Genomic DNA, 20,065 nt, shown 5'->3' on the forward strand with positions numbered 1-20,065 from the left:
TGGGATTGGAGCGCGGGCGTCCCGCCCGCGAATGGGCATCAAGGATACGAGCGCCATGCGTCATCCCCCACGCGTCCGCATCGTCGAGGTCGGCCCCCGCGACGGACTGCAGAACGAGGCCCGGCCGGTATCGGTGGCGGTCAAGGTCGAGTTGATCGACCGCCTGACCGAAACGGGCCTTTCCGCCATCGAATCGGGCAGCTTCGTCAGCCCCAAATGGGTGCCGCAGATGGCGGCCACCAGCGAGGTGATGGCGGCGATCAAGCGCCGGCCGGGGGTCTCCTATCCGGTGCTGACCCCCAACCTGCAGGGGCTGGAGGCGGCCATCGCCGCCCGGGCCGAGGAGGTGGCGGTGTTCGCCGCCGCGTCCGAGAGCTTCTCGCAACGGAACATCAACTGCTCCATCGCCGAAAGCCTGGACCGCTTCGCCCCCCTGGCCGCCCGCGCCAAGGCCGAGGGGTTGCGGGTGCGGGGCTACGTCTCCTGCGTCCTGGGTTGCCCCTACGAGGGCGCCGTCGCCCCCGAGGCGGTGGCCGAGGTGGCGTCAAGGCTGGCCGCCATGGGCTGCTACGAGATCTCGCTGGGCGACACCGTGGGCGTCGGCACCCCGGCCAAGGCCCAGGCCATGATCGACGCGGTGGCCGCCCGCCTGCCCGTCGAGATGCTGGCCGCCCATTTCCACGACACCTACGGCCAGGCCCTGGCCAACCTGCTGGCGGTGATGGAACGCGGCGTGGCGGTGATGGATTCCTCGGTGGCCGGACTGGGCGGCTGTCCCTACGCCAAGGGCGCGGCCGGCAACGTGGCCAGCGAGGATCTGGTCTACATGCTGAACGGCATGGGCATCCACACCGGTATCGACCTGGACCGCCTGATCGGGGCGGGCCGCTTCATCTGTGCGGCGCTGGATCGCCCCAGCGGCTCGAAAGTGGCGCGGGCCCTGGGTTAGCGCGGGGACACCCCTGGCGGAAAGTATGGCCCTGTGCTAGCATGTGGTCCTTGAAGTCAGAACCACTCTTACGGAGCCCATGTCCACGGATTTCTGGGTTGACGCGCTGAGTGTCGGAGTCGAGGAATTCGACCGCGCCCACCGCGAGCAACTGAACACCATCGGCGAGATCGAGGAAGCCCTCGGCCAGGGGGACGGCGGTCGTGCCTGCGCGCTGCTGGACCATCTGCTGCGCCATCTCGTCCAGCATCAGGCCGAGGAGATGGATCTGCTGGTCCGCACCGGCTATCCCGGCATCGAGCACATCCGCCAGGTGCAGGCCGCCAATCTGGCCCGCCTCGAACGGCTGAGGGACAAGGTGGAAGCCGGCACCGACCTGGCCGACGCGCGGCGCATCGCCACCGAGATGCGCATGGCCTTCGTCGATTACCTGCTGAAGGGCGACATCAACTTCAAGAGCCATCTCGACATGGCCGGCTTCGGCTACCGCTGAAGCAATCGCTGGCCCTTGGCGGCCGGTTGGAGTGAAATGGGGCGCCCATCCGGACAGGAACGCCCATGACCGCCCTCCTCGGCACTTATGATCATTACGGCTACGCCGCCATCGCCCTGCTCGGCACCTTCCTCGGCGCGTGGTTTCTGCTGTGGGTGACGCTGCGCTCTCCCTGGGCCGAGCGGATTCGCCTGTGGCGCGGCGTGTCGCCGCCCTTCCTGGGCGTCGTCGGCGTGCTGTTCGCCCTCACCCTGGCCTTCCTGGCCAACGACACCTGGAACGCCCACGACCGGGCGCTGAACGCCGTCTACCAGGAGGCCGACGGACTGCGCAGCATCGACGCCCTGGCCGAGCACCTGCCGCCCCCGGCCAAGACCGGCGTGGTGGGCGCGGTGCGCGACTATGCCTGCGTCACCGTGAACGAGGAATGGCCGCTGCTGGCCCGGCGCCAGAGCAGCCGTCTGGCGGCCGAGCATCTGGACCGCCTGCTGGCCCTGCTGTCGGGACCCGAAATCGCCGCCGTCACCCCGCCCGGAGTCCACGGCCTGATGCTGGCCCAGGCCACCCAGGTGCGGGCGGCGCGGGGCGCGCGCATCGCCCTGTCCCAAACCCACGTCAATCCGCTGAAATGGCTGGGAATGGCCTTTCTCGGCTTTCTCACCATGATTTCCATCGCCATGGTCCATGTGGATCAGGCGCGGGCGGAAATCCTGGCCATGGCGATCTTCGCGGCCGCCGCCGCCCCGACGGCGGCCATCGTGCTGGTGCAAGGCAATCCGTTCCAGCCGCCCACGGTGGTCCATGCCGGGCCGATCAAGGCCCTGGCCGGCCCTCAATCCTGCGGAAGCGCGGGTGCCCGGTGAAAGAAGTCGGGATCGGCGAGCGTCGAAGCCGAAACGGTGATCATGGTCTTCGGCTGGGCCTTGTTGAACAGGCGGGCATGCATGATGCCGTCCACGTGCTCGAAAATCTTCTCGACCACCCAAATGCTCTTCTTGGTGTCGTGGGTCTTGATGAACATGTCGCCGACCTGTGCATCAACGGACTTGCGCTTGAACATTCCTACTCCCGCCGAATTCACCTTGGATGAGATGATCATCCCGCCGGCCCCGCAACAGGCCCGGTCAGGACAGAGGTTATATGACACGGAGGCGGACGGGAAGCCGTGTCGTGAAATTTGTGCCATGCGGGATAGGTTTGCATGACCAGCCACAGCGCCATCGTATTGATTGACTGCGAAAATCTTACCGGCACGCGGCGGTTGGAAGCCCTGGGACGTTGGGCCGGAGCCGGGCGCATCGAGCTGTTCGGGCGCCGGGCGGCCATGGAACCCTGGCGGGCCGCCCTGAACCGGCGCGGCCTGTCCGTGGCGGCGGAGACGCCGGTTCCCGACGACGCCCCCTCCCAGGCCGCCGACCAGGCCATCGCCCGGGCGGTCCGCGAAATGGCGTCCCGGCCTCTTGCCGGACCGGTGGTGATCGCCTCCAACGACCGGGGCTTCGCCGCCGACATCGCCCATCTGGCGGCCATGGGCATCGCCGCCCGCCAGGACTTCGACCTGGACGACAAGGGATTGCTGCGTCTGGTGGTGGAGGAAATCGCCGGCCGGGACGGCTGGGCCGCCGCCGGCGGTATCGGCGACCATCTGGTCCGCCGCTTCGGGCTGGATATCCGGGGCCGCCTGCCGGCCCTGGCGGCCCGCGCCGGCCTGTCCCTCAGGCGGGACCGGGCGGGCCTGTGGCTTGGTCCGGCCGGTCAGATGGCCGAGGGAATGCCGGCCTGATGGTCTTCCTTGGCCAGTTCCCGCTCCACCCGGGCGGCGTGGCGCCAGGCGCTGATGGAAATGCCGAGCCCCACGACGGCCAGAACGCCGATGGCGGCCATCACGATATCCATGGTCGAAGCAATCATCGTTGTCTCCTTGGCCGCCAGCATCCTGCGACCGCTCCTTGCCATCTACGCTTCTTTTCGCAAGTGCGAAAGGCGTTCGAAGGCAGCCATGCGCAAAGCTCATGCGTTGTGGCGGGAGAAAGGAATCAATGACGGGGAAGCCGCACCGTCACCGTGGTGCCGTGGCCGGGCCGGCTGACCAGACAGAGCGAGCCGCCGTGCAACTCGACGAAGGACTTGGCGAGCGGCAATCCCAGTCCGGTCCCGGCATAGCGGCGCGCCAGGCTTGAATCCACCTGGACGAAGGGCTGCAGCGCCCTTTCCAGGCTCTCGCCGTCCATGCCGATGCCGGTATCGATCACCTGAATGACCAGATCGTCCCCCGACAGGCGGGCGCCGAGGAGAACCGTCCCGCCGGCCGGCGTGAACTTGACGGCGTTGGACAGCAGGTTGAGCAGCACCTGCTTCATGCGCAGGGGATCGAGCGCCACCTCCCCCACGTCCGGGGCGCAGACGCAGTCCAGGCCCACTTCGGCCTGGGCGGCGCGTTCGGCCATCAGGCGGATGACGGCGTCGAGCAGTTGGGCGACATCGGTCGGCCTGGCGTTGAGGTCGAACTTGCCCACCTCGACCTTGGCCAGGTCCAGGATGTCGTTGATGATGCTGAGCAGGTGGTTGCCCGATTCCCAGACGGCGTTGATGTATTCGCCGTAGCGGGCATTGCCCACCGGCCCGAAGATCTCCGAACGCATCACGTCGGAGAAGCCGATGATGGCATTGAGCGGCGTCCTCAGTTCGTGGCTCATGTTGGCGAGGAACTCGCTCTTGCAGCGGTTGGCCTCCTCGGCCTGGCATCGCGCCATCTCCAGTTCCACGGTCCGCTCCGCCACCCGCTGCTCCAGGCGCTCGTTGGCCTCCTTGAGGGCGCGCTGATAGGCATGGCGGTCGGTGACGTCGCCGATGGAGCCCACCATGCGGGTCGCCACCCCTTGGGCGTCGCGCACGGCCAGGCCGCGCGCCAGCATCCAGCGCCACTGCCCCTGGCGGTCGCTGACCCGGTATTCGCATTCGAAATGGGCGTCGAGGCCCTTCAGGTGGCGCACCAGGGTCGACTGGTAGCGCTCGCGGTCCTCGGGATGGACCAGCTTCAGCCATTCGTGCGAGGTGGTCCGCAGGGTCTCGCTCTCGAATCCGAGGATGGAGAGCAGGCGGGCCGACAGGTACAGCTCCTTGGTAATGGGATTCCAGTCCCAAAGCCCCTCGTTGGGGCCGCGCATGGCCAGGGCGTAGCGCTCCTCGCTCTCCCGCAGGGCGCGGGTGGCGGCGAACAGGGCGCCCTGGGTCCGTCGCGCCTCGCGCTGGGCTGCCTCCAGCGCCTTGACCCGCGCCCGCAGCCGCGCCATTGATTCGCTTTGCGGAATGTCCCGCCCGGGCTTCACGCCACGTGACCCTCTGATCGCCAAACCGGCCTCCCGCCGCCCACGACTTTGGTAGTGTACCCCGGCCCCGCCAGACGGAAAAGGCGGGCAAAAGGGCAATACTCTTGCGCGCAGAGCTTCCCCGGCCGATCGGCATTTGCCGCCGCCGGATCACCGTCCTACCATACCGGGAGAAGCAGGAGGGACGAGCCATGGCAACCTTGCGCCTTCGCGACATGCTGCTGATCGGAGCGGGCCTGGGCTTTCTCGGCTGGGCGGTGACGCCGCCCTCCTCGCTGTCCCTGGACGAGTCATGCGCACCCGGCAATGGCCCCCCGGCCATCAGCGCCCTGCTGTTTCCCGGCACCTTCTGGGAAAAGCAGTTGATGGCGGTGCTGGCCGAGCGCGACGACCTGCTGGCCCGCCCGGCCCGGCGCGCCCGCATCGACGCCCAGATTCGGGCCGAGGCCTCGGCCATCGAGGGCCGCATGGACCGCCTGAACCGGGAACAGAGCCGAATCGACGACCGCGCCGAGAAAGAGCGCCACGACATGGCCGAACAGAGCGCGCGGCTCAAGCGCATCGCCTGGCTGATGGGCTGCGAGGGGGAAATCCGCCAGAGGCTGGCGCGGTAGCCCGGCCGGAAGCCGGCCCGGGACATCGACGGGCGGCTTCAGCCTTCGTGTAATTCCTGGGCTATCCGCTTGAGGTAGGCGCCGTAGCTGGAATTCTGGGTTCGCGCCGCCAGCCCGGCGAAGGCCGGAAGGTCGATGTAGCCCATGCGATAGGCGATTTCCTCGGGACAGGAGATCTTCTGGTCCTGGCGCTGTTCGATGGTCTGGACGAACTGGGCCGCCTGCAGCAGCGTTTCATGGGTCCCGGTGTCCAGCCAGGCGAAGCCCCGGCCGAACTTTTCCACCCGCATCAGTCCGCGTTCCAGGTAGGCCTGGTGGATATCGACGATTTCCAGCTCGCCGCGGGCCGAGGGTCTGACGTCGCGGGCGATGTCCACCACCGCGTTGTCGAAGAAATACAACCCGGTGACCGCCCAGTTGGACTTGGGGCTGGCCGGCTTCTCCTCGAAGCCCAGGGCCCTGCCGTCGCGGTCCAGATCGACCACCCCGTAGCGGCTGGAGTCCGCCACCCGGTAGGCGAACACCGTGGCCCCCTCCTCCCGCGCGGCGGCAGCGCGCAGCTGGTCGGGCAGGCCATGGCCGAAGAAGATGTTGTCGCCCAGCCCCAGGGCGCAGCGGTCGGAGCCGATGAAATCACGGCCGATCAGGAAGGCCTCGGCCAGGCCGCGGGGCTCGTCCTGGATGGCGTAGTCGATGCCGATTCCCCAATCGGCGCCGGTGCCCAGCAGCTTGCGGAAGGCCGGCAGCGCCTCCGCCGTGGTGATGAGCAGGAAGTCGCGGATTCCCGCCAGCATCAGCGTGGCCAGGGGATAATAGATCATCGGCTTGTCGTAGACCGGCAGCAGATGCTTGTTGACGGCATGGGTGACCGGGTGGAGCCGGGTGCCGCTGCCGCCGGCCAGAATGATTCCCTTCATCGTTCCCCCGCCATCCATTGGTCGACCACCCGTTCCAGCCCCGGACGCCAGCCGGGAACGTCGAGTTTCAGCACGGCGCGGGTCCGCTCGCAATCGAGAACGGAATAGGCCGGCCGCTTGGCCTTCTGCCCCCAGCGCGCCGTGGTGGTCGGCGCGATCCTGGTGCCGTCGGCCAGCCGCCGCCGCCGCAATTCGGCGATGGCCAGGGCGAAGCCGTGCCAGGTGATGGGGTCGGCCCCGCAGAAATGATAGGTGCCCCAGGGCAGATCCGTCCCGCCCCGCCCCGCCAGGTCCAGCAGGGCGGCGGCCAGGGCGGCGGCATCGGTGGGACAGCCCGTCTGGTCGTCGATCACCTCGAGCCTGTCCCGGGAGCCGATCAGGCCGAGGATGGTCTTGACGAAATTCTTGCCGTGATGGCCGAACACCCACGAGGTCCGAAGGATGACGTGCTGCTCCAGGGCCTGGCGGATCAGGCGTTCGCCCTCGGCCTTGCTGGCGCCGTAGACACTGCGTGGATTGACCGGGGCGGAATCGGGGTAGGGAAGCGACGCCTCGCCATCGAACACGTAGTCGGTGGAGACATGCAGCAGGCGGGCGCCAATGGAGCGGCAGGCCGCCGCCACGTGCCCGGCCCCATGGGCGTTGACCAGGAAGGCCCGCTCGGGCTCGTCCTCGGCGGCATCGACGGCGGTGTAGGCGGCGGCGTTGACCACCACGTCGGGAGAGACCGCTTCCATGGCCGCCCGGACGGATTCGGAATCGCCGATATCGGCCTGGCCCCGGCCCAGCCCCACCAGCGACAGGCCCGGCCGGGACGGGGCGGTCATCAGGGCCCGGCCCAGCTGGCCCTCGGCGCCAAGGACCAGGACCTTCACCGGCCCAGCCCCTGCCGCTGGCCGCCGTAGGTTCCGGCCAGGATGCCACGCCACCATTCCTCGTGGTCCAGATACCAGCGGATCGTGGCTTTCATGCCGGCATCGAAATCGTAGGTCGGGACCCAGCCGAGCTCGGCGGCGATCTTGCCGGCGTCCAGGGCATAGCGGAAATCGTGGCCGGGACGGTCGCAGACGAAGGTGATCTGCTCCTCGTGCCGCCGTCCGCCGCCCAGGGGCCTCAGGTCATCAAGGCAAGCGCAGATGGCGCGGGCGACGTCGATGTTGGCGCGCTCGCAGGCGGCGCCGATGTTGTAGCTTTCCCCCACCTTGCCCGCCGAGACGATCCGCCACAGGGCGGCGGCGTGGTCCTCCACGTGCAGCCAGTCGCGCACGTTGCGTCCCGAGCCGTAGATGGGAATGGGCAACCCGTCCAGGGCCTTGACGATCACCGTGGGGATCAGCTTCTCGGGAAACTGCCAGGGGCCGTAATTGTTGGTGCAGTTGCTGACCATCACCGGCAGGCCGTAGGTCTCGCGCCAGGCCTGGGCCAGCAGGTCGGACCCCGCCTTGGTGGCGGCATAGGGGGAATTGGGCCGGTAGGGCGAGGTTTCGGTGAAGGCGCCGGTCTCGCCCAGGGTGCCGTAGACCTCGTCGGTGGAGACGTGCAGGAAGCGGAATTCCCCCGCGCCCCCCCGTCCGTCGAGATAGGCCCGCGCCGCCTCGAGCAACTGGAAGGTCCCCACCAGATTGGTCTGGATGAAGGTTCCCGGCCCGTCGATGGAGCGGTCCACATGGGATTCCGCCGCCAGATGGATCACCGCGTCGGGACGGTGCCGCCCGAAGATCTCCCGCAGGGCGGCGCCATCGACGATGGTCTGGCGCTCGAAGGCGTAACGGGGATCATCCTCCGCCCCTTCCAGGGCGGCCGGATTGGCGGCGTAGGTCAGGCAGTCCACGTTGACCACCGAGCACCCGGTGCGCGCCAGCAGGAAGCGGATGAGGGCCGAGCCGATGAAGCCGCAGCCGCCGGTGACGAGAATCTTCATGATCCGGGTTGCTCGTCCCATGCCAGGAGTTCGGGGGCCATCTCGCGCAGCCGGCCGAAGGCGGCGTCCCGGGGGGCGATGGTGACGCCGCCCTCCCCCCCGACCCGGTCCAGGGGCCAGTCGATGGACAGATCGGGGTCGCGCCAATGAATGCCGGCTTCCGCCTCGGGAACGTAGCGATGGGAGACCTTGTAGAAGACCTCGGTCTCCGGTTCCAGGGTCATGAAGCCGTGGGCGAAGCCCTTGGGGACGAAGATGGAGGCGCTGTCTTCCGCCGAAAGCACCACCGCCACCCATTTGCCGAAATCCGCCGAGCCCGGGCGGATGTCCACCGCCACGTCGAGGATCGAGCCGCGCACCACCCGCAGCAGCTTGTCCTGGGCATGGGGCGGGCGCTGGAAATGGAGGCCGCGCACCACGCCGGCGGGCCGCGAGACGCTCTGGTTGTCCTGGACGAAGGCGACGTCGATTCCATGGGCCGCCAAGGCATGGGCGCTGTAAGTCTCGGCGAAGAAGCCCCGCTCGTCGCCGAACCGCCTCGGGGTCACGAGCTTCACGTCGGGCAGGGCCAGCGAAACGACTTTCATGGGCGAGGGCGCGGTGTCCGGATTGATGGCGGCACAGCCTATCGGCATTCCTTGCCTGAGGACAAGGCCCCTTTCCTTTGGTCCCGCTTGCCTTTAGAACCTGGGGACGCCATCCAGGCTTTCCGGACATGACAATGAAGAAACGCCTTCTCGCCTTCATCGTGGCCTATAACGCGGAAAAGACCATTTCCTCGGTCTTCTCGCGCATTCCGGCAAGCCTGACCGAGCATTACGACGTCGAAGTCCTGGCCATCGACGACGCCTCGCCCGACGACACCTTCCGGGTCGGCCACCGAAGCGCGGCGGAGGGGACCTGGCCGTTTCCCATCACCGTGCTGCGCAACCCCGTCAACCAGGGCTATGGCGGCAACCAGAAGATCGGCTTCTTCTACGCCATGGAGAACGGCTTCGATTACGTCGCCCTGATTCACGGCGACGGGCAATACGCCCCCGAATGCCTGCCCGAACTGGTGGCGCCCCTGGCCGAGGGGCGGGCCGACGCGGTCATGGGATCGCGGATGATGACCGAAGGCGGCGCCCGCCAGGGCGGAATGCCGCTCTACAAGTTCGTCGGCAACAAGATCCTGACCTTCTTCCAGAACACGGTGCTGGGCCTGGATCTGACGGAGTTCCATTCCGGCTACCGCCTGTATTCGGTGAGCGCCCTGCGGTCGATCCCCTTCCACCTCAATACCAACGACTTCCATTTCGACACCCAGATCATCATCCAGCTGCAGCGGGCCGGGCAGCGCATCCTGGAACTGCCCATCCCCACCTATTACGGCGACGAGATCTGCCACGTGAACGGCATGAAGTACGCCTGGGACGTGGTGTGCGCCACCACCCGGGCCAGGGCCAACGATTTCGGCCTGGTCTACGACCGCATCTACGATTGCCGCCCCGCCCGGGACGAGGTGCTGTACGAGGCCAAGCTGGATTTCGACAGCCCCCATACGGTCGCCGCGTCCCTGGTCGCTGATGGCCAAACCGTGCTGGAACTGGGCTGCGGCGAGGGTGATCTGGCGGCCCATCTGACCGGCCGGGGCTGTAATGTCACCGGGCTGGACCGGGCCGCGCCGAAAAAGCCGGTGGCCTTCCGGGAATTCATCGCCCACGACCTGAACGCGCCGCTGCCGCCGGGCCTGCTGGCCGGCAAGGACAAGGTGGTGCTGCTCGACATCATCGAGCACCTCGCCTCGCCCGAGGCCTTCGTCGACCGGCTGCACGGCGATCCCGACCTGTCGCCCGCGACCGAGCTTCTGGTCAGCACCGGCAACGTGGGCTTCCTGGTGGTGCGGCTCGGCCTGCTGGTGGGGCTGTTCAATTACGGCAAGCGGGGCATTCTCGACATGACCCACACCCGCCTCTACACCTTCCAAACCATTCGCCACCTGTTCGAGCAATCGGGCTTCAGCGTGCTGGAGACGCGCGGCATTCCGGCGCCCTTCCCCCTGGCGCTGGGCCGCACGCCGCTGGCCAGGCTGCTGCTCGCCCTCAACGGCTGGGCCATCCGGGTCTGGCCGGGCCTGTTCGCCTACCAGATCTTCCTCAGGGTGCGCAAACGGCCCACCCTACGGGACCTGCTGGCCGCCACCCACAGCCGGCCTTAGGCCGGCGAAGGTCAAGGCGCCGAAATAGACGACGAACGGCAGGATCGGCATGCCGTAGCGCTGGCCGCTTCCCACGGTCAGGGCGCCCCAGATGCCTTTCTGGATCATCAGATAGGCCATGATCGCGCCGAGCAGCGCCATGACGGGTGCCGGCGCGGCGATGCGCCCCTTCCACAGGGCATGGAGGAAGCGGGCGAAGACGGCGAAGACCGCCAGGGGAATCAGGATTTCCACCGCCACGTAGACGTATTCCACCGGCGGCAACCGGGAATATCCCATCTCCGAGATGGGCACCCCGCTGCTCGGCAGGTCCAGCCCCCAGCCCCGCATGTAGAAATGCAGATACCAGCGGCTGGGATTGAAGAACACCTGGGCCAGGGCCGGGCCGAAACCGAGCACGATGTTCATGGCGTTGGCGATCATCAGCCCCACCACGTCCAGCAGCCCGGCGCCCTTGGCGGCCACTGCCTCGGTCTTGCTGGCGCTGGAGGCGAAGAACATCACGACGGTGTCGACCACCGAGGTATAGGTCAGACGGCCGGCCACCACATAATTGCGCACGGCCCAGGCGGCCATGGCGCCGAACGTCCCCACGGCGGCGAGCACGATCGGCATCGCCGCCACCTGCCCGTGCGACGGGCCGAGACGAATGTTCCAGACCAGGACGCCCCCGGCCAGGGCCAGCAACCAGAACGGCAGGAACACCAGATCGGGCCGGGTCAGGGCGGCCGCGCCCAGGAACAGCGCCGCCGCCAGGGTCTGGACGGGCCGGCCCTTCCGCCTCTCCAGCGCGGTCGCCAGGTGCAAGGCCCCGGAAAACAGCAGGACGGCGAACAGGAAGTCGCTGTGGACCACGGCGATGTAATGGGTCCAGGGCAGGGTCAGGGACAGGGCGACGACGAAATAGGTGGCGCTCCGGTCTCCGTGGCGGCGGGCCATCCACCCGCCCACCAGCAGCAGCCAGGCATGGCAGATCACCACCTGCGCGATGCTCCACACGGCGACGCGCTCGGGGCCATCGGAAAGCCGGAGAAGCGACAGGAAGGCGGGATAGCCGGGCAAGCGGTAGGCGTCGTCGGTGACGGTCCCGTCCTTGCCCAGGACTCCGAACTTTCCGGTCTGCGCCATGGTGTCGGCACGGGTCTGATATTCGAACCCATCCCCCATGATGAAGGCGGTTGGATCATGCCGGATCAGGGAGGCCGACAAGGCCAGCTTCACGAGAAGGAAGACGAGAACGGCTATTCCATATGGCTTGATCCGCGCGAACGGCATTCCCTGCGATCCTGACCTGTCGGGCTGGGGGAACTATAGGTCGCGCCGCGCCAAGGGGGCAAGAACGAGGGCTTGGCGCCCTTCCCGCCGGCTACTCGTGCTCGGGCTCGGGCCCGGCCTCGACGTCGATGGGCACGCCGGGCTGCAGCTTGGACGTGCGGATGGCCAGCGCGCTCTTCACGTGGCTGATGTTGGGCGCGGCGGTCAGGCGGGTGGTGAGAAAGCGCTGGTAATCGTCCCAGTCGTGGGCCACCACTTTCAGCAGGAAGTCGGTCTCGCCGGCCAGCATGTGGCACTCGCGCACCTCGGGCCAGCCCTTGACCAGTTCCTCGAAGGCCTTGAGGTCGGCCTCGGCCTGGCTGTTCAGGCCCACATGGGCGAAGACCGTGACATTGAAGCCCAGCGCTCCCGGGTCGATCTCGGCGTGGTAGCCCTTGACGTAGCCCGCCTCCTCCAGCGCCCGCACCCGTCGCAGGCATGGCGGCGCGGAGATTCCCGCCCGTCTGGCCAGTTCGACATTGGTCATCCGGCCATCGGCCTGAAGGTCGGCCAGGATGCGCCGATCGATGCGGTCAAGCTTGACCCGCTGCATAAGGGAACTCCAAAAGAACTCAGGTTTGCGAAATTATATTACTCGTTCGCCGCCAGCAAGCCCAACATTCCGTCCCGCCGACGATTTTCGGCCCTCGCGCTGCCACCGGGTCCGGCGCTCGGCGCCCGCCCCTCTAAACCTTAAGGAAAGTGCGAGTTAATATCCTTCGCAGGCGAGGGCATGGCTCTAGTTTTATAATCATTCCATCTTGCGTAGAGGCGAGAACCAGACTAGATTTCTCGCCATCATTCGTCCCAAGCCCTCTGATGGAGCTTTCATAATGTCCGACGCGATTGTGAACCCGACCTCTCTGGTGACCAAGGCCGCCCCCGATTTCACCGCCCCGGCCGTGATGCCCGACAACGAGATCAATCCGTCGTTCAATCTGAAGTCCTATCTGGCGGGCTCCTACGGCGTGGTGTTCTTCTACCCGCTGGACTTCACCTTCGTCTGCCCGTCCGAGATCCTGGCCCACGACCACCGCGTCAAGGCCTTCGCCGAGCGCAACACCAAGGTCATCGCCGTCAGCGTCGATTCCCACTTCACCCACCTGGCCTGGAAGAACACCCCCGTCGAAAAGGGCGGCCTGGGCAACGTCCAGTTCCCCATGGTGGCCGACCTGACCAAGAACATCGCCCGGTCCTTCGGCGTGCTGATCAATGATTCGGTGGCGCTGCGCGGCACCTTCATCATCGACAAGAACGGCGTGGTGCAGTCGGCCCACGTCAACAACCTGCCGCTGGGCCGCAACGTGGACGAGGCGCTGCGCCTGATCGACGCCCTGCAGTTCACCGAGGAGCATGGCGAGGTGTGCCCCGCCGGCTGGAACAAGGGCAAGGCCGGCATGAAGGCCAACCCGAACGGCGTCGCCGAGTACCTGGCCAAGCACGCCTCCGAGCTGTAATCCGGCGACGGAAAATGTGGGGCGCGCCGCTTGCGGGCGGCGCGCCCTCTCCTTATGCTGTAGCGCAACAACATCAAATTCATCCGGGAAGCATCCGATGGCACACCACCACTCCAAGGTTCTGATCCTGGGCTCCGGCCCCGCCGGCTGCACCGCCGCCATCTACGCGGCGCGCGCCAATCTCGAACCCATGCTGGTGGCCGGATTGCAGCCCGGCGGACAGCTGACCATCACCACCGACGTGGAGAACTTCCCCGGCTTCGCCGAGGCGGTCCAGGGCCCCTGGCTGATGGAGCAGATGCAGGCCCAGGCCGAGCACGTGGGCACCCGCTTCATGGACGACACCATCGTCTCGGTGGACCTCACCAAGCGCCCCTTCACCGCAACGGGCGATTCGGGCGACACCTATACCGGCGACACCCTGATCATCTGCACCGGCGCCACCGCCCGCTGGCTGGGCATCGAATCGGAAAAGAAGTTCTCGGGCTTCGGCGTGTCGGCCTGCGCCACCTGCGACGGCTTCTTCTTCCGGGGCAAGGAAGTGGCGGTGGTCGGCGGCGGCAATTCGGCGGTGGAGGAAGCCCTCTACCTCGCCGGCATCGCGTCCAAGGTGACCCTGGTCCATCGCCGCGACTCCCTTCGCGCCGAGAAGATCGCCCAGGACCGCCTGTTCGCCAATCCCAAGGTGTCCGTGGCCTGGGACAGCGTCATCGACGAGATCGTCGGCGACAGCAATCCGCCCGGCGTCACCGGCCTGCGCCTGAAGAACGTCAAGACCGGCGCGCTGTCCGTGCTGCCGGTGGACGGCGTGTTCATCGCCATCGGCCACACGCCCAACACCGACCTGTTCAAGGGCGCGCTGGACATGGACGACGAGGGCTACCTGATCACCAAGGCCGGCGCCACCTCCACCAACATTCCCGGCGTGTTCGCCGCCGGCGACGTGCAGGACAAGATCTACCGCCAGGCGGTGACCGCCGCCGGCACCGGCTGCATGGCGGCGCTGGAGGCCGAACGCTTCCTCGCGGCGCATGGACATGACGGCTAAGTTACGGCACAGTAGCCGGCAATGATTGGGGAGGCGGAAGGAATAATCCGCCAGGGGAGGAGACCGGCCGGACCATGGATTGGGACAAGCTGAGGGTTTTCCACGCCGTCGCCGAGGCCGGCAGCTTCACCCATGCGGGTGAGGTGCTGAATCTCAGCCAATCGGCCGTCAGCCGCCAGATCAGCGCGCTGGAGGAAAGCCTCAACCTGCCCCTGTTCCATCGCCACGCCCGCGGCCTGATCCTCACCGAGCAGGGCGAGCTGCTCTACAAGACGGCCCGCGACGTCTTCTCCAAGCTGGCGATGACCGAGGCGTTGCTCACCGAAAGCCGCGAACGCGCCCAGGGACCGCTGAAGATCACCACCACGGTGGCCTTCGGCTCGCTGTGGCTGACGCCGCGCATCAAGGACTTCCTGGACGCCTATCCCGACATCTCGGTGACCATGGTGCTGTTCGACGGCGAGCTGGACCTGGCCATGCGCGAGGCCGACGTGGCCATCCGCATGATGCCGCCGCGCCAGCCCGACCTGATCCAGCGCCACCTTCTGTCCATGAATTACGCGGTGTTCGCCGCGCCGTCCTACATCGAGAAGTACGGCATGCCGAAATCCGCCGATGACCTCGACGATCACCGCATCATCGTCTACGGCGACGACACGCGGGTCTCGGCCCCGGTTTCCAACGTCAACTGGCTGCTGGAAGCCGGCGCCTCGCCCGACCGCCCGCGCAAGCCGGTGCTGGAGGTCAACAACATCTACGGCATCTACCGCGCCGTCAAAAGCGGGCTGGGCATCGCCGCCATGCCGGAATACCTGCGCGGCGAGGCCGAGAGCCTGGTCCATATCCTGCCGGAACTGAAGGGGCCGAAGGTCGAGGCCTACTTCGTCTATCCCGAGGAACTGCGCCATTCCAAGCGCATCACGGTGTTCCGCGACTTCCTGCTGGGCAAGATCGCCGAATCCGCCTGATCGGGCCGACACCCCACCCTAAAAGCATAAGGCATGCGCTGGAAGCATGCCTCTGTCCTGCTTTTTGGTGTGGTTCGAAACCGCTCCATGCCGTACATCAGTACTCACGACTTGTTGCACCGCAACAGGTCCCGAGATCGGCGGTTTCCGCCACATTGTTCCCAGGCGCACTGCCTGGGTTCCGGGTCTTCGGACCCTACGTCTCCTAGACGTGAAGCCTCCCTGTTTGACTTTACCCCCTGGTGCATAACCGGGGGGTTTCTTTTTCAAGGGGTTAGCGCCGATTGCGCTGTGTGGCAATGGCGCCGCTGCGGCGGTCCATGTGGCATCCCTGTGGCATAAAGCGATTCTGCCAGTAGTAAAAATGCGTCTGCCGAAATGGAGGGTTTTTGCTACCCGGTCTTGTGGACCATAGCGGCCGCCTACGCATAATAGGGAGCTATCACGCACTTCGGCGGATGGCAAAAATGACAACCCCTCCAGCAATCACCCCGGCCGCAATGAGCATTTCAGCCCTATGTGCGGCACTGGGGATAGGAAAGACGCACGCCTACGCTGAGATCAAAGCGGGGCGCATCGACATCATCAAAAGTGGGCGACGGACACTTGTCCGTGCGGATGAGCCTCAGCGCTACTTGGCGCGGCTGGCCGAGGCCGGAAAATGACTGCGGTTCGGGGGCTCCCTCCGAGGGGCGGCCAAACCGTCGCCTGGAGTCCAGCCGAGCGTCTTAGATGGCTGAAGGCAGTCCAGGCCCACCTTGCTGCCCCCGCCGACACCAAGCCGCCATGCGGCGGCTCGACGCAGCTAGCCTTAGCCGCGGCCCTGGTGACCCTCGCAGTGGACGGATCGGGTCGAGTCTGGGCCGGCCAGGCAAAAATGAGGCACGAATCCACGCTTGGCCGGACAGCACTTCGGTCCGCCCTCCGGGCGTTGAAGATGGCAGGCTTTGTCGATATCCAGCAAAGAGCGATCCCGGGCCTGCGTGAGCGGGACACGGATATGATCACCCTGCGATATCCCCAAGGCGGGGCGCCATGCGACCCACCTGGGTCGTCAGACGATGAGGGGCGGGCCGCCGCGCGGCTTGAGGTGGGTCGGCACGTGGCCCCAAAAGAGGAATCTAGAGATAGAGAGAGAGTCGCGCGGGCACGCGCTTGGGCAGAGCGCCTGCCGGCCAAGGAGTGGCACGCGGCCAAGATGGCAAACGTCACTGCGCGTGGCCCATGGCAGGTCGCCGCCTGGGAGGCGGCTGGCTGCCCGGTTTCGGGTGAAAGGGGCGAACCATTGCATGTCGACACCGCCGTGAGAAGCTGACCTAGCCCTTCCACGCTCGGAGATCCCCATGGCACGCCGGATCTTTGCTTTGACGCTGTTCGTCCGCCAGATTGGCTGGGGAGTCGCCTTCCTTTGCGCAGGCTACTCCGCTGTTGAGGAGAGTTGGCTGTGGCTCGGGGCCGGCGCAGGCGCCTGGTTCCTTTGCCAGAGTTTGGGACTCCTCTTCGCCTGCATCAGGACGGATTCTGTATCCGAGACCAAACCATCGCAGAACATGCGCGCCAATAATGAAATGCAATGAATAGAAAGCCACCTGCCCCGGAGATAGTGAGATGATGAGCTTCCTGAGATGGCTTGCTGACGCTGTAGCACTAGGCTTATCCGTAATCGGGATATTTATCGTTGGATTCAGGTTCTTGGGAAGCATTTTCATAGGCTGGTCTTGGACGTCACCTGCGTTTCTAACTGGTAGCGGCATGATTATAGTTGCGATCGGGCTTGCCTGTCTGCCTGAGCCCAGCGCCTCATCTGCTACTGGATGGCAGAGCACCCGCGATAACGAAGGCGCAACGGAAGAAGAAGACTTTCAGCCGGTCTCGAATTCCGAACATGGCAATGGTCCAAATTCAGGAGACGATCGTGACTCCGCGGCCCATCTTCCGGGCTATATTGGGGAGGAATGGGTCGACCACCCATCCACGCCGCCCGGTTGGGGTGGCCCAGCGGGAGCTCCGTTCGGCTTCGACAATCATTGATGACGAAGGGAGCCCCTTGCCAATGGAGAAAGGGGTACGGAGACGGATACTGGCGCCGCGTTCGAGCCCTCCAATGACAATGCGCCACTGACGAAAAATGAAGGGGCGGCGCCAAGCCAAATCCAGCACCCATTATCAGCACGACACCGAGCATCTGTCTAAGTCCAGAGATCCCCCCTGATTATCGGGCTAGCAGATTGCGCACCGAGGTGGCCTGCCACTCACGCCCGCGTGCGGTCCGCACACCGTGGTCGTTCAATTCGCGGGCGATGGCGCGCAAGCTCAAACCTTGACTGCGCAACCCCTCCACCATTGGCCGCACGGTCGCAGCGAACCGGTCGGCCTCAGCGGTGAGACGTTTGGCCGCCGCCATTCTGGCGCCCCGCCCATCGGGATTACCCAGACGAATCCCTCTTTCCCTAGCTGCGCCCAGGGCCACTTTCGTCCTCAGCGAGATCATCTCCCTCTCGTGCTCCGCTACTGCCGCCAGAATATGCAGGGTCAGGCGGTTGGCTTCCGGCATGTCGCAGGCGACAAAGTCCACCCGGCTGTCCATGATATTGGCGATGAAGGCAACGTTGCGGGCCAGCCGATCCAGGCGGGCGATGACCAATGTCGCCTTGTGCCGCGCCGCTAAGTCCAGCGCCGCCTGCAACTGCGGTCGGTCCACCTTGCACCCGGATTCAATTTCCGTGAACTCCCCCAGGATCGTCCCGCGACCGCTGCTATAGGCGGTCACAGCGCAACGCTGTGCGTCCAATCCCAACCCAGATTTTCCCTGACGATCCGTTGAGACTCGGTAATAAGCGATAAATTTCATGACGTTAAACTCCTAAACCCACGATTAGAATTTTAACGCCATTCGATTTTGATGCACGTAGCCACGAGAACAAAACGTGATTGACGGCTATTCCGCTTATTGGTAGGTTCACCCATCAACGCCACAACCACGTCCGAGGCCAGGGTGGAGCGCATTCCGTCAATAAGGACAACGGCCAAACTGGTTGTCGGAACATTGCTGGTGCTGCTGGCGCTCGGATGGGCTGACCATTCCGGTCGAGGGAGTCATCATCCATTCCTTCCGGCATCCGGTCTTCGTCTTCCAGGATCCCTGCCTGCTGCCCTGGCGCGACGCCCGCGACAACGTGGCCTTCGGCCTGAAGGCGCGGGGCGCCGGACGGCGGGAGCGCATGGCGGCGGCCGAGCATCTGCTCGCCGAGGTCGGCCTGGCCCCGGAGGACGCCGCCAAGTTCCCCCATGAGCTGTCGGGCGGCATGCGTCAGCGCGTCTCCCTGGCCCGTGCCCTGGCGGTGGAGCCCGACCTGCTGCTGCTGGACGAGCCGTTCAGCGCCCTGGATGTGGGACTGCGCCGGCAGATGCAGGGACTGGTCCGCCGCCTGATCGAGCAGCGCGGGCTGACCGCTCTGCTGGTCACCCATGATCTGGCCGAGGCGGTGAGGATGGCCGACAGGATCATCGTCCTGTCCACCTCCCCCGGCCGCGTGGCGGCGGAGCATCGGGTGGCCGAGCCCCATTGCGGCCGTGACGACGGCTTCGTCCATCAGAGGGTGGGGCGCCTGCTGGCCGATCCGGCCACGGCGGCCGCCCTGGCGGTGGAGGAGAGGGGCTGATGGTGTGGGCTTACGGCTTCAGGCCGTTCTTCCTGTTGCTGCCCCTGGCGGCGGTGGCGGCGGTGATTCCCCTGCCGCTGCTGTGGCTGGGAGGGGAGGCCGGGGCCTCGCCGGGACTGTGGCACGGGCACGAGCAGGTGTTCGGCGTGCTGTCGGCCGCCCTGGCCGGATTCCTGCTCACCGCGTTGCCCAGCTGGACGGGCACGGCGCCGCTGACCGGGCGGGGTCTTCGGGTCCTGGTGGCTCTGTGGGCGGCTGGGCGGGTCGCCTTCTGGCTGGATGGATTGCTTCCTCCCTGGCTGGTGGCCGGGGTGGACGCGGCCTTCCTGCCCGCCCTGCTGGCGGCGGCGCTGCCGGCCCTCGCCGCCGAGGAGCGGCGGCCGTGGGAGTTCTGCGCCGCCATCGCCGTCCTGGCCGTGGCCAATGGTGCGTTCCACCTGTACCGGCTGGGGCTGGCCCCCATCCCGCCGGAGCGGGTGCTTTCGGCCTCGGTCATTCTCTATCTCGCCCTGATCGCCATGGCCACCGGCCGCATCCTGCCGGTGACCATCCGCGCCGCCCTGGTGGAAAGCGGCGAGACGCCCCAGGTGCGCCTGCCGCCGGGGCGCCGCCATCTCGCGACCGCCACCCTGCTGCTGGTGGCCCTGGGGGAGTTGTCGGCGCCCGACAGCCCGGTCACCGGCTGGCTGGCCCTGGCCGCCGCCTGTGCCCAGGCCGACCGCATGACCGAGATGCACCGCTGGGCCGCCCTTCGCCGTCCCCAGGTGGCGCTGTTCCATCTCAGTCACGTCTGGATGGTGCTGGGCCTCGGCGGGCTGGGCCTTGCCGTCCTGGGGGCTCCGCTCGACCCGCTGGCCATGCGCCATGCCCTGGGGCCGGGAGCGGCCGCAACGGCCGTGCTGGCGGTGATGTCCATCGTCAGCCTGCGGCATACCGGGCGGCCGTTTCCGTTGCCCGCCGGAATCTGGGCCGCCCCCGTCCTGATCGCGATGGCCACCACCCTGCGGGTGCTGGTTCCCCATCTCGCCCCCCAGGCCATGGCGGTCTGGGGCGTGACCGTGCCGGCGGTGCTGTGGTCGGCGGGCTTCATGATCTGGTGGTGGTGCTTCGCGCCCTGGCTGACGGCGGCCCGGACCGACGGGCAACCGGGATAGCCGCCGGGCGCGCCCCCGCATATTTCCGTTGCGCCCTTCGCC

22 protein-coding genes are annotated in these 20,065 nt (G+C 66.7%); 12 read left to right on the forward strand and 10 right to left on the reverse strand.

Annotation, left to right across the window (positions count from 1 at the left end):
• Nucleotides 1-55 precede the first annotated feature (55 nt).
• The 3 genes from ACV4UZ_RS00230 to ACV4UZ_RS00240 all read left to right on the forward strand — a co-directional run bounded on the left by ACV4UZ_RS00230 (nucleotide 56) and on the right by ACV4UZ_RS00240 (nucleotide 2,305).
• The gene (locus ACV4UZ_RS00230; protein WP_491598951.1) at nucleotides 56-949 is read left to right on the forward strand and encodes a hydroxymethylglutaryl-CoA lyase; all 894 of its coding nucleotides are present in this window, start codon (nucleotides 56-58) and stop codon (nucleotides 947-949) included.
• Between the two features lie 79 nt (nucleotides 950-1,028).
• On the forward strand, nucleotides 1,029-1,442 hold the full coding sequence (locus ACV4UZ_RS00235; RefSeq protein ID WP_491598952.1) for a bacteriohemerythrin: 414 nt from the start codon (nucleotides 1,029-1,031) through the stop codon (nucleotides 1,440-1,442).
• Between the two features lie 65 nt (nucleotides 1,443-1,507).
• Nucleotides 1,508-2,305 (forward strand): bestrophin-like domain, encoded by a 798-nt coding sequence (locus ACV4UZ_RS00240; RefSeq protein ID WP_491598953.1) that lies wholly within the window; start codon nucleotides 1,508-1,510, stop codon nucleotides 2,303-2,305.
• Here the strand turns inward: ACV4UZ_RS00240 and ACV4UZ_RS00245 are convergent.
• Nucleotides 2,275-2,502 (reverse strand): hypothetical protein, encoded by a 228-nt coding sequence (locus ACV4UZ_RS00245; RefSeq protein WP_068437256.1) that lies wholly within the window; start codon nucleotides 2,500-2,502, stop codon nucleotides 2,275-2,277. The two genes, ACV4UZ_RS00240 and ACV4UZ_RS00245, sit on opposite strands and share 31 nt — an antisense overlap.
• Before the next feature lie 141 nt (nucleotides 2,503-2,643).
• Between ACV4UZ_RS00245 and ACV4UZ_RS00250 the strand changes: the two genes are divergently transcribed.
• A complete protein-coding gene (locus ACV4UZ_RS00250; protein WP_491598954.1) occupies nucleotides 2,644-3,225 on the forward strand; it encodes a hypothetical protein in 582 nt (193 codons plus the stop codon).
• Here the strand turns inward: ACV4UZ_RS00250 and ACV4UZ_RS00255 are convergent.
• A complete protein-coding gene (locus ACV4UZ_RS00255) occupies nucleotides 3,198-3,353 on the reverse strand; it encodes a hypothetical protein (protein ID WP_491598955.1) in 156 nt (51 codons plus the stop codon). The genes ACV4UZ_RS00250 and ACV4UZ_RS00255 overlap by 28 nt on opposite strands.
• Nucleotides 3,354-3,478: 125 nt before the next feature.
• Nucleotides 3,479-4,735: a PAS domain-containing sensor histidine kinase gene (locus ACV4UZ_RS00260; RefSeq protein ID WP_491598956.1), complete on the reverse strand. Its 1,257-nt coding sequence runs from the start codon at nucleotides 4,733-4,735 to the stop codon at nucleotides 3,479-3,481.
• 227 nt (nucleotides 4,736-4,962) lie between these two features.
• On the opposite strand from ACV4UZ_RS00260, the gene ACV4UZ_RS00265 reads away from it, so the two are divergent.
• Nucleotides 4,963-5,385, forward strand: coding sequence for a hypothetical protein (locus ACV4UZ_RS00265; RefSeq protein WP_491598957.1), 423 nt, complete (start codon nucleotides 4,963-4,965; stop codon nucleotides 5,383-5,385).
• Nucleotides 5,386-5,423: 38 nt separating this feature from the next.
• On the opposite strand, the gene rfbA is transcribed toward ACV4UZ_RS00265, so the two are convergent.
• Genes rfbA through rfbC form a run of 4 tightly spaced genes read right to left on the reverse strand, consistent with a single transcriptional unit; the run spans nucleotide 5,424 to nucleotide 8,810 of the window.
• Complete coding sequence (gene rfbA / locus ACV4UZ_RS00270; protein ID WP_491598958.1) at nucleotides 5,424-6,302, reverse strand: glucose-1-phosphate thymidylyltransferase RfbA; 879 nt, start codon at nucleotides 6,300-6,302, stop codon at nucleotides 5,424-5,426.
• On the reverse strand, nucleotides 6,299-7,177 hold the full coding sequence (rfbD, locus tag ACV4UZ_RS00275; protein WP_491598959.1) for a dTDP-4-dehydrorhamnose reductase: 879 nt from the start codon (nucleotides 7,175-7,177) through the stop codon (nucleotides 6,299-6,301). The genes rfbA and rfbD overlap by 4 nt, the downstream gene beginning before the upstream one ends.
• Nucleotides 7,174-8,223 carry a dTDP-glucose 4,6-dehydratase gene (rfbB, locus tag ACV4UZ_RS00280; RefSeq protein WP_491598960.1) on the reverse strand — a complete coding sequence of 350 codons (1,050 nt, stop codon included), beginning with the start codon at nucleotides 8,221-8,223 and terminating at the stop codon, nucleotides 7,174-7,176. The genes rfbD and rfbB overlap by 4 nt, the downstream gene beginning before the upstream one ends.
• The gene (gene rfbC, locus ACV4UZ_RS00285) at nucleotides 8,220-8,810 is read right to left on the reverse strand and encodes a dTDP-4-dehydrorhamnose 3,5-epimerase (protein WP_491598961.1); all 591 of its coding nucleotides are present in this window, start codon (nucleotides 8,808-8,810) and stop codon (nucleotides 8,220-8,222) included. The genes rfbB and rfbC overlap by 4 nt, the downstream gene beginning before the upstream one ends.
• Before the next feature lie 134 nt (nucleotides 8,811-8,944).
• Here rfbC and ACV4UZ_RS00290 point away from each other — a divergent pair, with 134 nt between their 5' ends.
• Entirely contained in the window at nucleotides 8,945-10,420 is a 1,476-nt protein-coding gene (locus tag ACV4UZ_RS00290; protein ID WP_491598962.1) for a bifunctional glycosyltransferase/class I SAM-dependent methyltransferase, read from the forward strand.
• Here ACV4UZ_RS00290 and ACV4UZ_RS00295 read toward each other — a convergent pair.
• Both ACV4UZ_RS00295 and ACV4UZ_RS00300 read right to left on the reverse strand, forming a co-directional pair.
• Nucleotides 10,382-11,629: a hypothetical protein gene (locus tag ACV4UZ_RS00295; protein ID WP_491598963.1), complete on the reverse strand. Its 1,248-nt coding sequence runs from the start codon at nucleotides 11,627-11,629 to the stop codon at nucleotides 10,382-10,384. The genes ACV4UZ_RS00290 and ACV4UZ_RS00295 overlap by 39 nt on opposite strands.
• Nucleotides 11,630-11,786: 157 nt before the next feature.
• On the reverse strand, nucleotides 11,787-12,287 hold the full coding sequence (locus ACV4UZ_RS00300) for an Lrp/AsnC family transcriptional regulator (RefSeq protein WP_491598964.1): 501 nt from the start codon (nucleotides 12,285-12,287) through the stop codon (nucleotides 11,787-11,789).
• A 280-nt stretch (nucleotides 12,288-12,567) separates the two neighbouring features.
• Between ACV4UZ_RS00300 and ACV4UZ_RS00305 the strand changes: the two genes are divergently transcribed.
• From ACV4UZ_RS00305 to ACV4UZ_RS00320, 4 genes are all read left to right on the forward strand, one after another.
• A complete protein-coding gene (locus ACV4UZ_RS00305) occupies nucleotides 12,568-13,191 on the forward strand; it encodes a peroxiredoxin (protein WP_491598965.1) in 624 nt (207 codons plus the stop codon).
• 97 nt (nucleotides 13,192-13,288) lie between these two features.
• On the forward strand, nucleotides 13,289-14,239 hold the full coding sequence (gene trxB / locus ACV4UZ_RS00310) for a thioredoxin-disulfide reductase (RefSeq protein WP_491598966.1): 951 nt from the start codon (nucleotides 13,289-13,291) through the stop codon (nucleotides 14,237-14,239).
• A gap of 74 nt (nucleotides 14,240-14,313) precedes the next feature.
• On the forward strand, nucleotides 14,314-15,207 hold the full coding sequence (locus tag ACV4UZ_RS00315) for a LysR family transcriptional regulator (RefSeq protein ID WP_491598967.1): 894 nt from the start codon (nucleotides 14,314-14,316) through the stop codon (nucleotides 15,205-15,207).
• A 1,343-nt stretch (nucleotides 15,208-16,550) separates the two neighbouring features.
• Nucleotides 16,551-16,784 (forward strand): hypothetical protein, encoded by a 234-nt coding sequence (locus ACV4UZ_RS00320; RefSeq protein ID WP_491598968.1) that lies wholly within the window; start codon nucleotides 16,551-16,553, stop codon nucleotides 16,782-16,784.
• 635 nt (nucleotides 16,785-17,419) lie between these two features.
• Here the strand turns inward: ACV4UZ_RS00320 and ACV4UZ_RS00325 are convergent.
• Complete coding sequence (locus tag ACV4UZ_RS00325; RefSeq protein WP_491598969.1) at nucleotides 17,420-18,058, reverse strand: recombinase family protein; 639 nt, start codon at nucleotides 18,056-18,058, stop codon at nucleotides 17,420-17,422.
• Nucleotides 18,059-18,242: 184 nt separating this feature from the next.
• Here ACV4UZ_RS00325 and ACV4UZ_RS00330 point away from each other — a divergent pair, with 184 nt between their 5' ends.
• On the forward strand, nucleotides 18,243-18,869 hold the full coding sequence (locus ACV4UZ_RS00330) for an ABC transporter ATP-binding protein (RefSeq protein WP_491598970.1): 627 nt from the start codon (nucleotides 18,243-18,245) through the stop codon (nucleotides 18,867-18,869).
• Nucleotides 18,869-20,023: an NnrS family protein gene (locus ACV4UZ_RS00335; protein WP_491598971.1), complete on the forward strand. Its 1,155-nt coding sequence runs from the start codon at nucleotides 18,869-18,871 to the stop codon at nucleotides 20,021-20,023. The genes ACV4UZ_RS00330 and ACV4UZ_RS00335 overlap by 1 nt, the downstream gene beginning before the upstream one ends.
• The last annotated feature ends 42 nt before the right edge of the window (nucleotides 20,024-20,065 follow it).

This window comes from Paramagnetospirillum sp., assembly GCF_058402745.1.

Bases quoted from the DNA above. Each gene is read 5' to 3' on its own strand.
- ACV4UZ_RS00230 (WP_491598951.1), top strand. From the start codon at position 56: ATGCGTCATCCCCCACGCGTCCGCATCGTCGAGGTCGGCCCCCGCGAC.
- ACV4UZ_RS00235 (WP_491598952.1), top strand. From the start codon at position 1,029: ATGTCCACGGATTTCTGGGTTGACGCGCTGAGTGTCGGAGTCGAGGAA.
- ACV4UZ_RS00240 (WP_491598953.1), top strand. From the start codon at position 1,508: ATGACCGCCCTCCTCGGCACTTATGATCATTACGGCTACGCCGCCATC.
- ACV4UZ_RS00245 (WP_068437256.1), bottom strand. From the start codon at position 2,502: ATGTTCAAGCGCAAGTCCGTTGATGCACAGGTCGGCGACATGTTCATC.
- ACV4UZ_RS00250 (WP_491598954.1), top strand. From the start codon at position 2,644: ATGACCAGCCACAGCGCCATCGTATTGATTGACTGCGAAAATCTTACC.
- ACV4UZ_RS00255 (WP_491598955.1), bottom strand. From the start codon at position 3,353: ATGATTGCTTCGACCATGGATATCGTGATGGCCGCCATCGGCGTTCTG.
- ACV4UZ_RS00260 (WP_491598956.1), bottom strand. From the start codon at position 4,735: ATGGCGCGGCTGCGGGCGCGGGTCAAGGCGCTGGAGGCAGCCCAGCGC.
- ACV4UZ_RS00265 (WP_491598957.1), top strand. From the start codon at position 4,963: ATGGCAACCTTGCGCCTTCGCGACATGCTGCTGATCGGAGCGGGCCTG.
- rfbA (WP_491598958.1), bottom strand. From the start codon at position 6,302: ATGAAGGGAATCATTCTGGCCGGCGGCAGCGGCACCCGGCTCCACCCG.
- rfbB (WP_491598960.1), bottom strand. From the start codon at position 8,223: ATGAAGATTCTCGTCACCGGCGGCTGCGGCTTCATCGGCTCGGCCCTC.
- rfbC (WP_491598961.1), bottom strand. From the start codon at position 8,810: ATGAAAGTCGTTTCGCTGGCCCTGCCCGACGTGAAGCTCGTGACCCCG.
- ACV4UZ_RS00290 (WP_491598962.1), top strand. From the start codon at position 8,945: ATGAAGAAACGCCTTCTCGCCTTCATCGTGGCCTATAACGCGGAAAAG.
- ACV4UZ_RS00300 (WP_491598964.1), bottom strand. From the start codon at position 12,287: ATGCAGCGGGTCAAGCTTGACCGCATCGATCGGCGCATCCTGGCCGAC.
- ACV4UZ_RS00305 (WP_491598965.1), top strand. From the start codon at position 12,568: ATGTCCGACGCGATTGTGAACCCGACCTCTCTGGTGACCAAGGCCGCC.
- trxB (WP_491598966.1), top strand. From the start codon at position 13,289: ATGGCACACCACCACTCCAAGGTTCTGATCCTGGGCTCCGGCCCCGCC.
- ACV4UZ_RS00315 (WP_491598967.1), top strand. From the start codon at position 14,314: ATGGATTGGGACAAGCTGAGGGTTTTCCACGCCGTCGCCGAGGCCGGC.
- ACV4UZ_RS00320 (WP_491598968.1), top strand. From the start codon at position 16,551: ATGGCACGCCGGATCTTTGCTTTGACGCTGTTCGTCCGCCAGATTGGC.
- ACV4UZ_RS00325 (WP_491598969.1), bottom strand. From the start codon at position 18,058: ATGAAATTTATCGCTTATTACCGAGTCTCAACGGATCGTCAGGGAAAA.
- ACV4UZ_RS00335 (WP_491598971.1), top strand. From the start codon at position 18,869: ATGGTGTGGGCTTACGGCTTCAGGCCGTTCTTCCTGTTGCTGCCCCTG.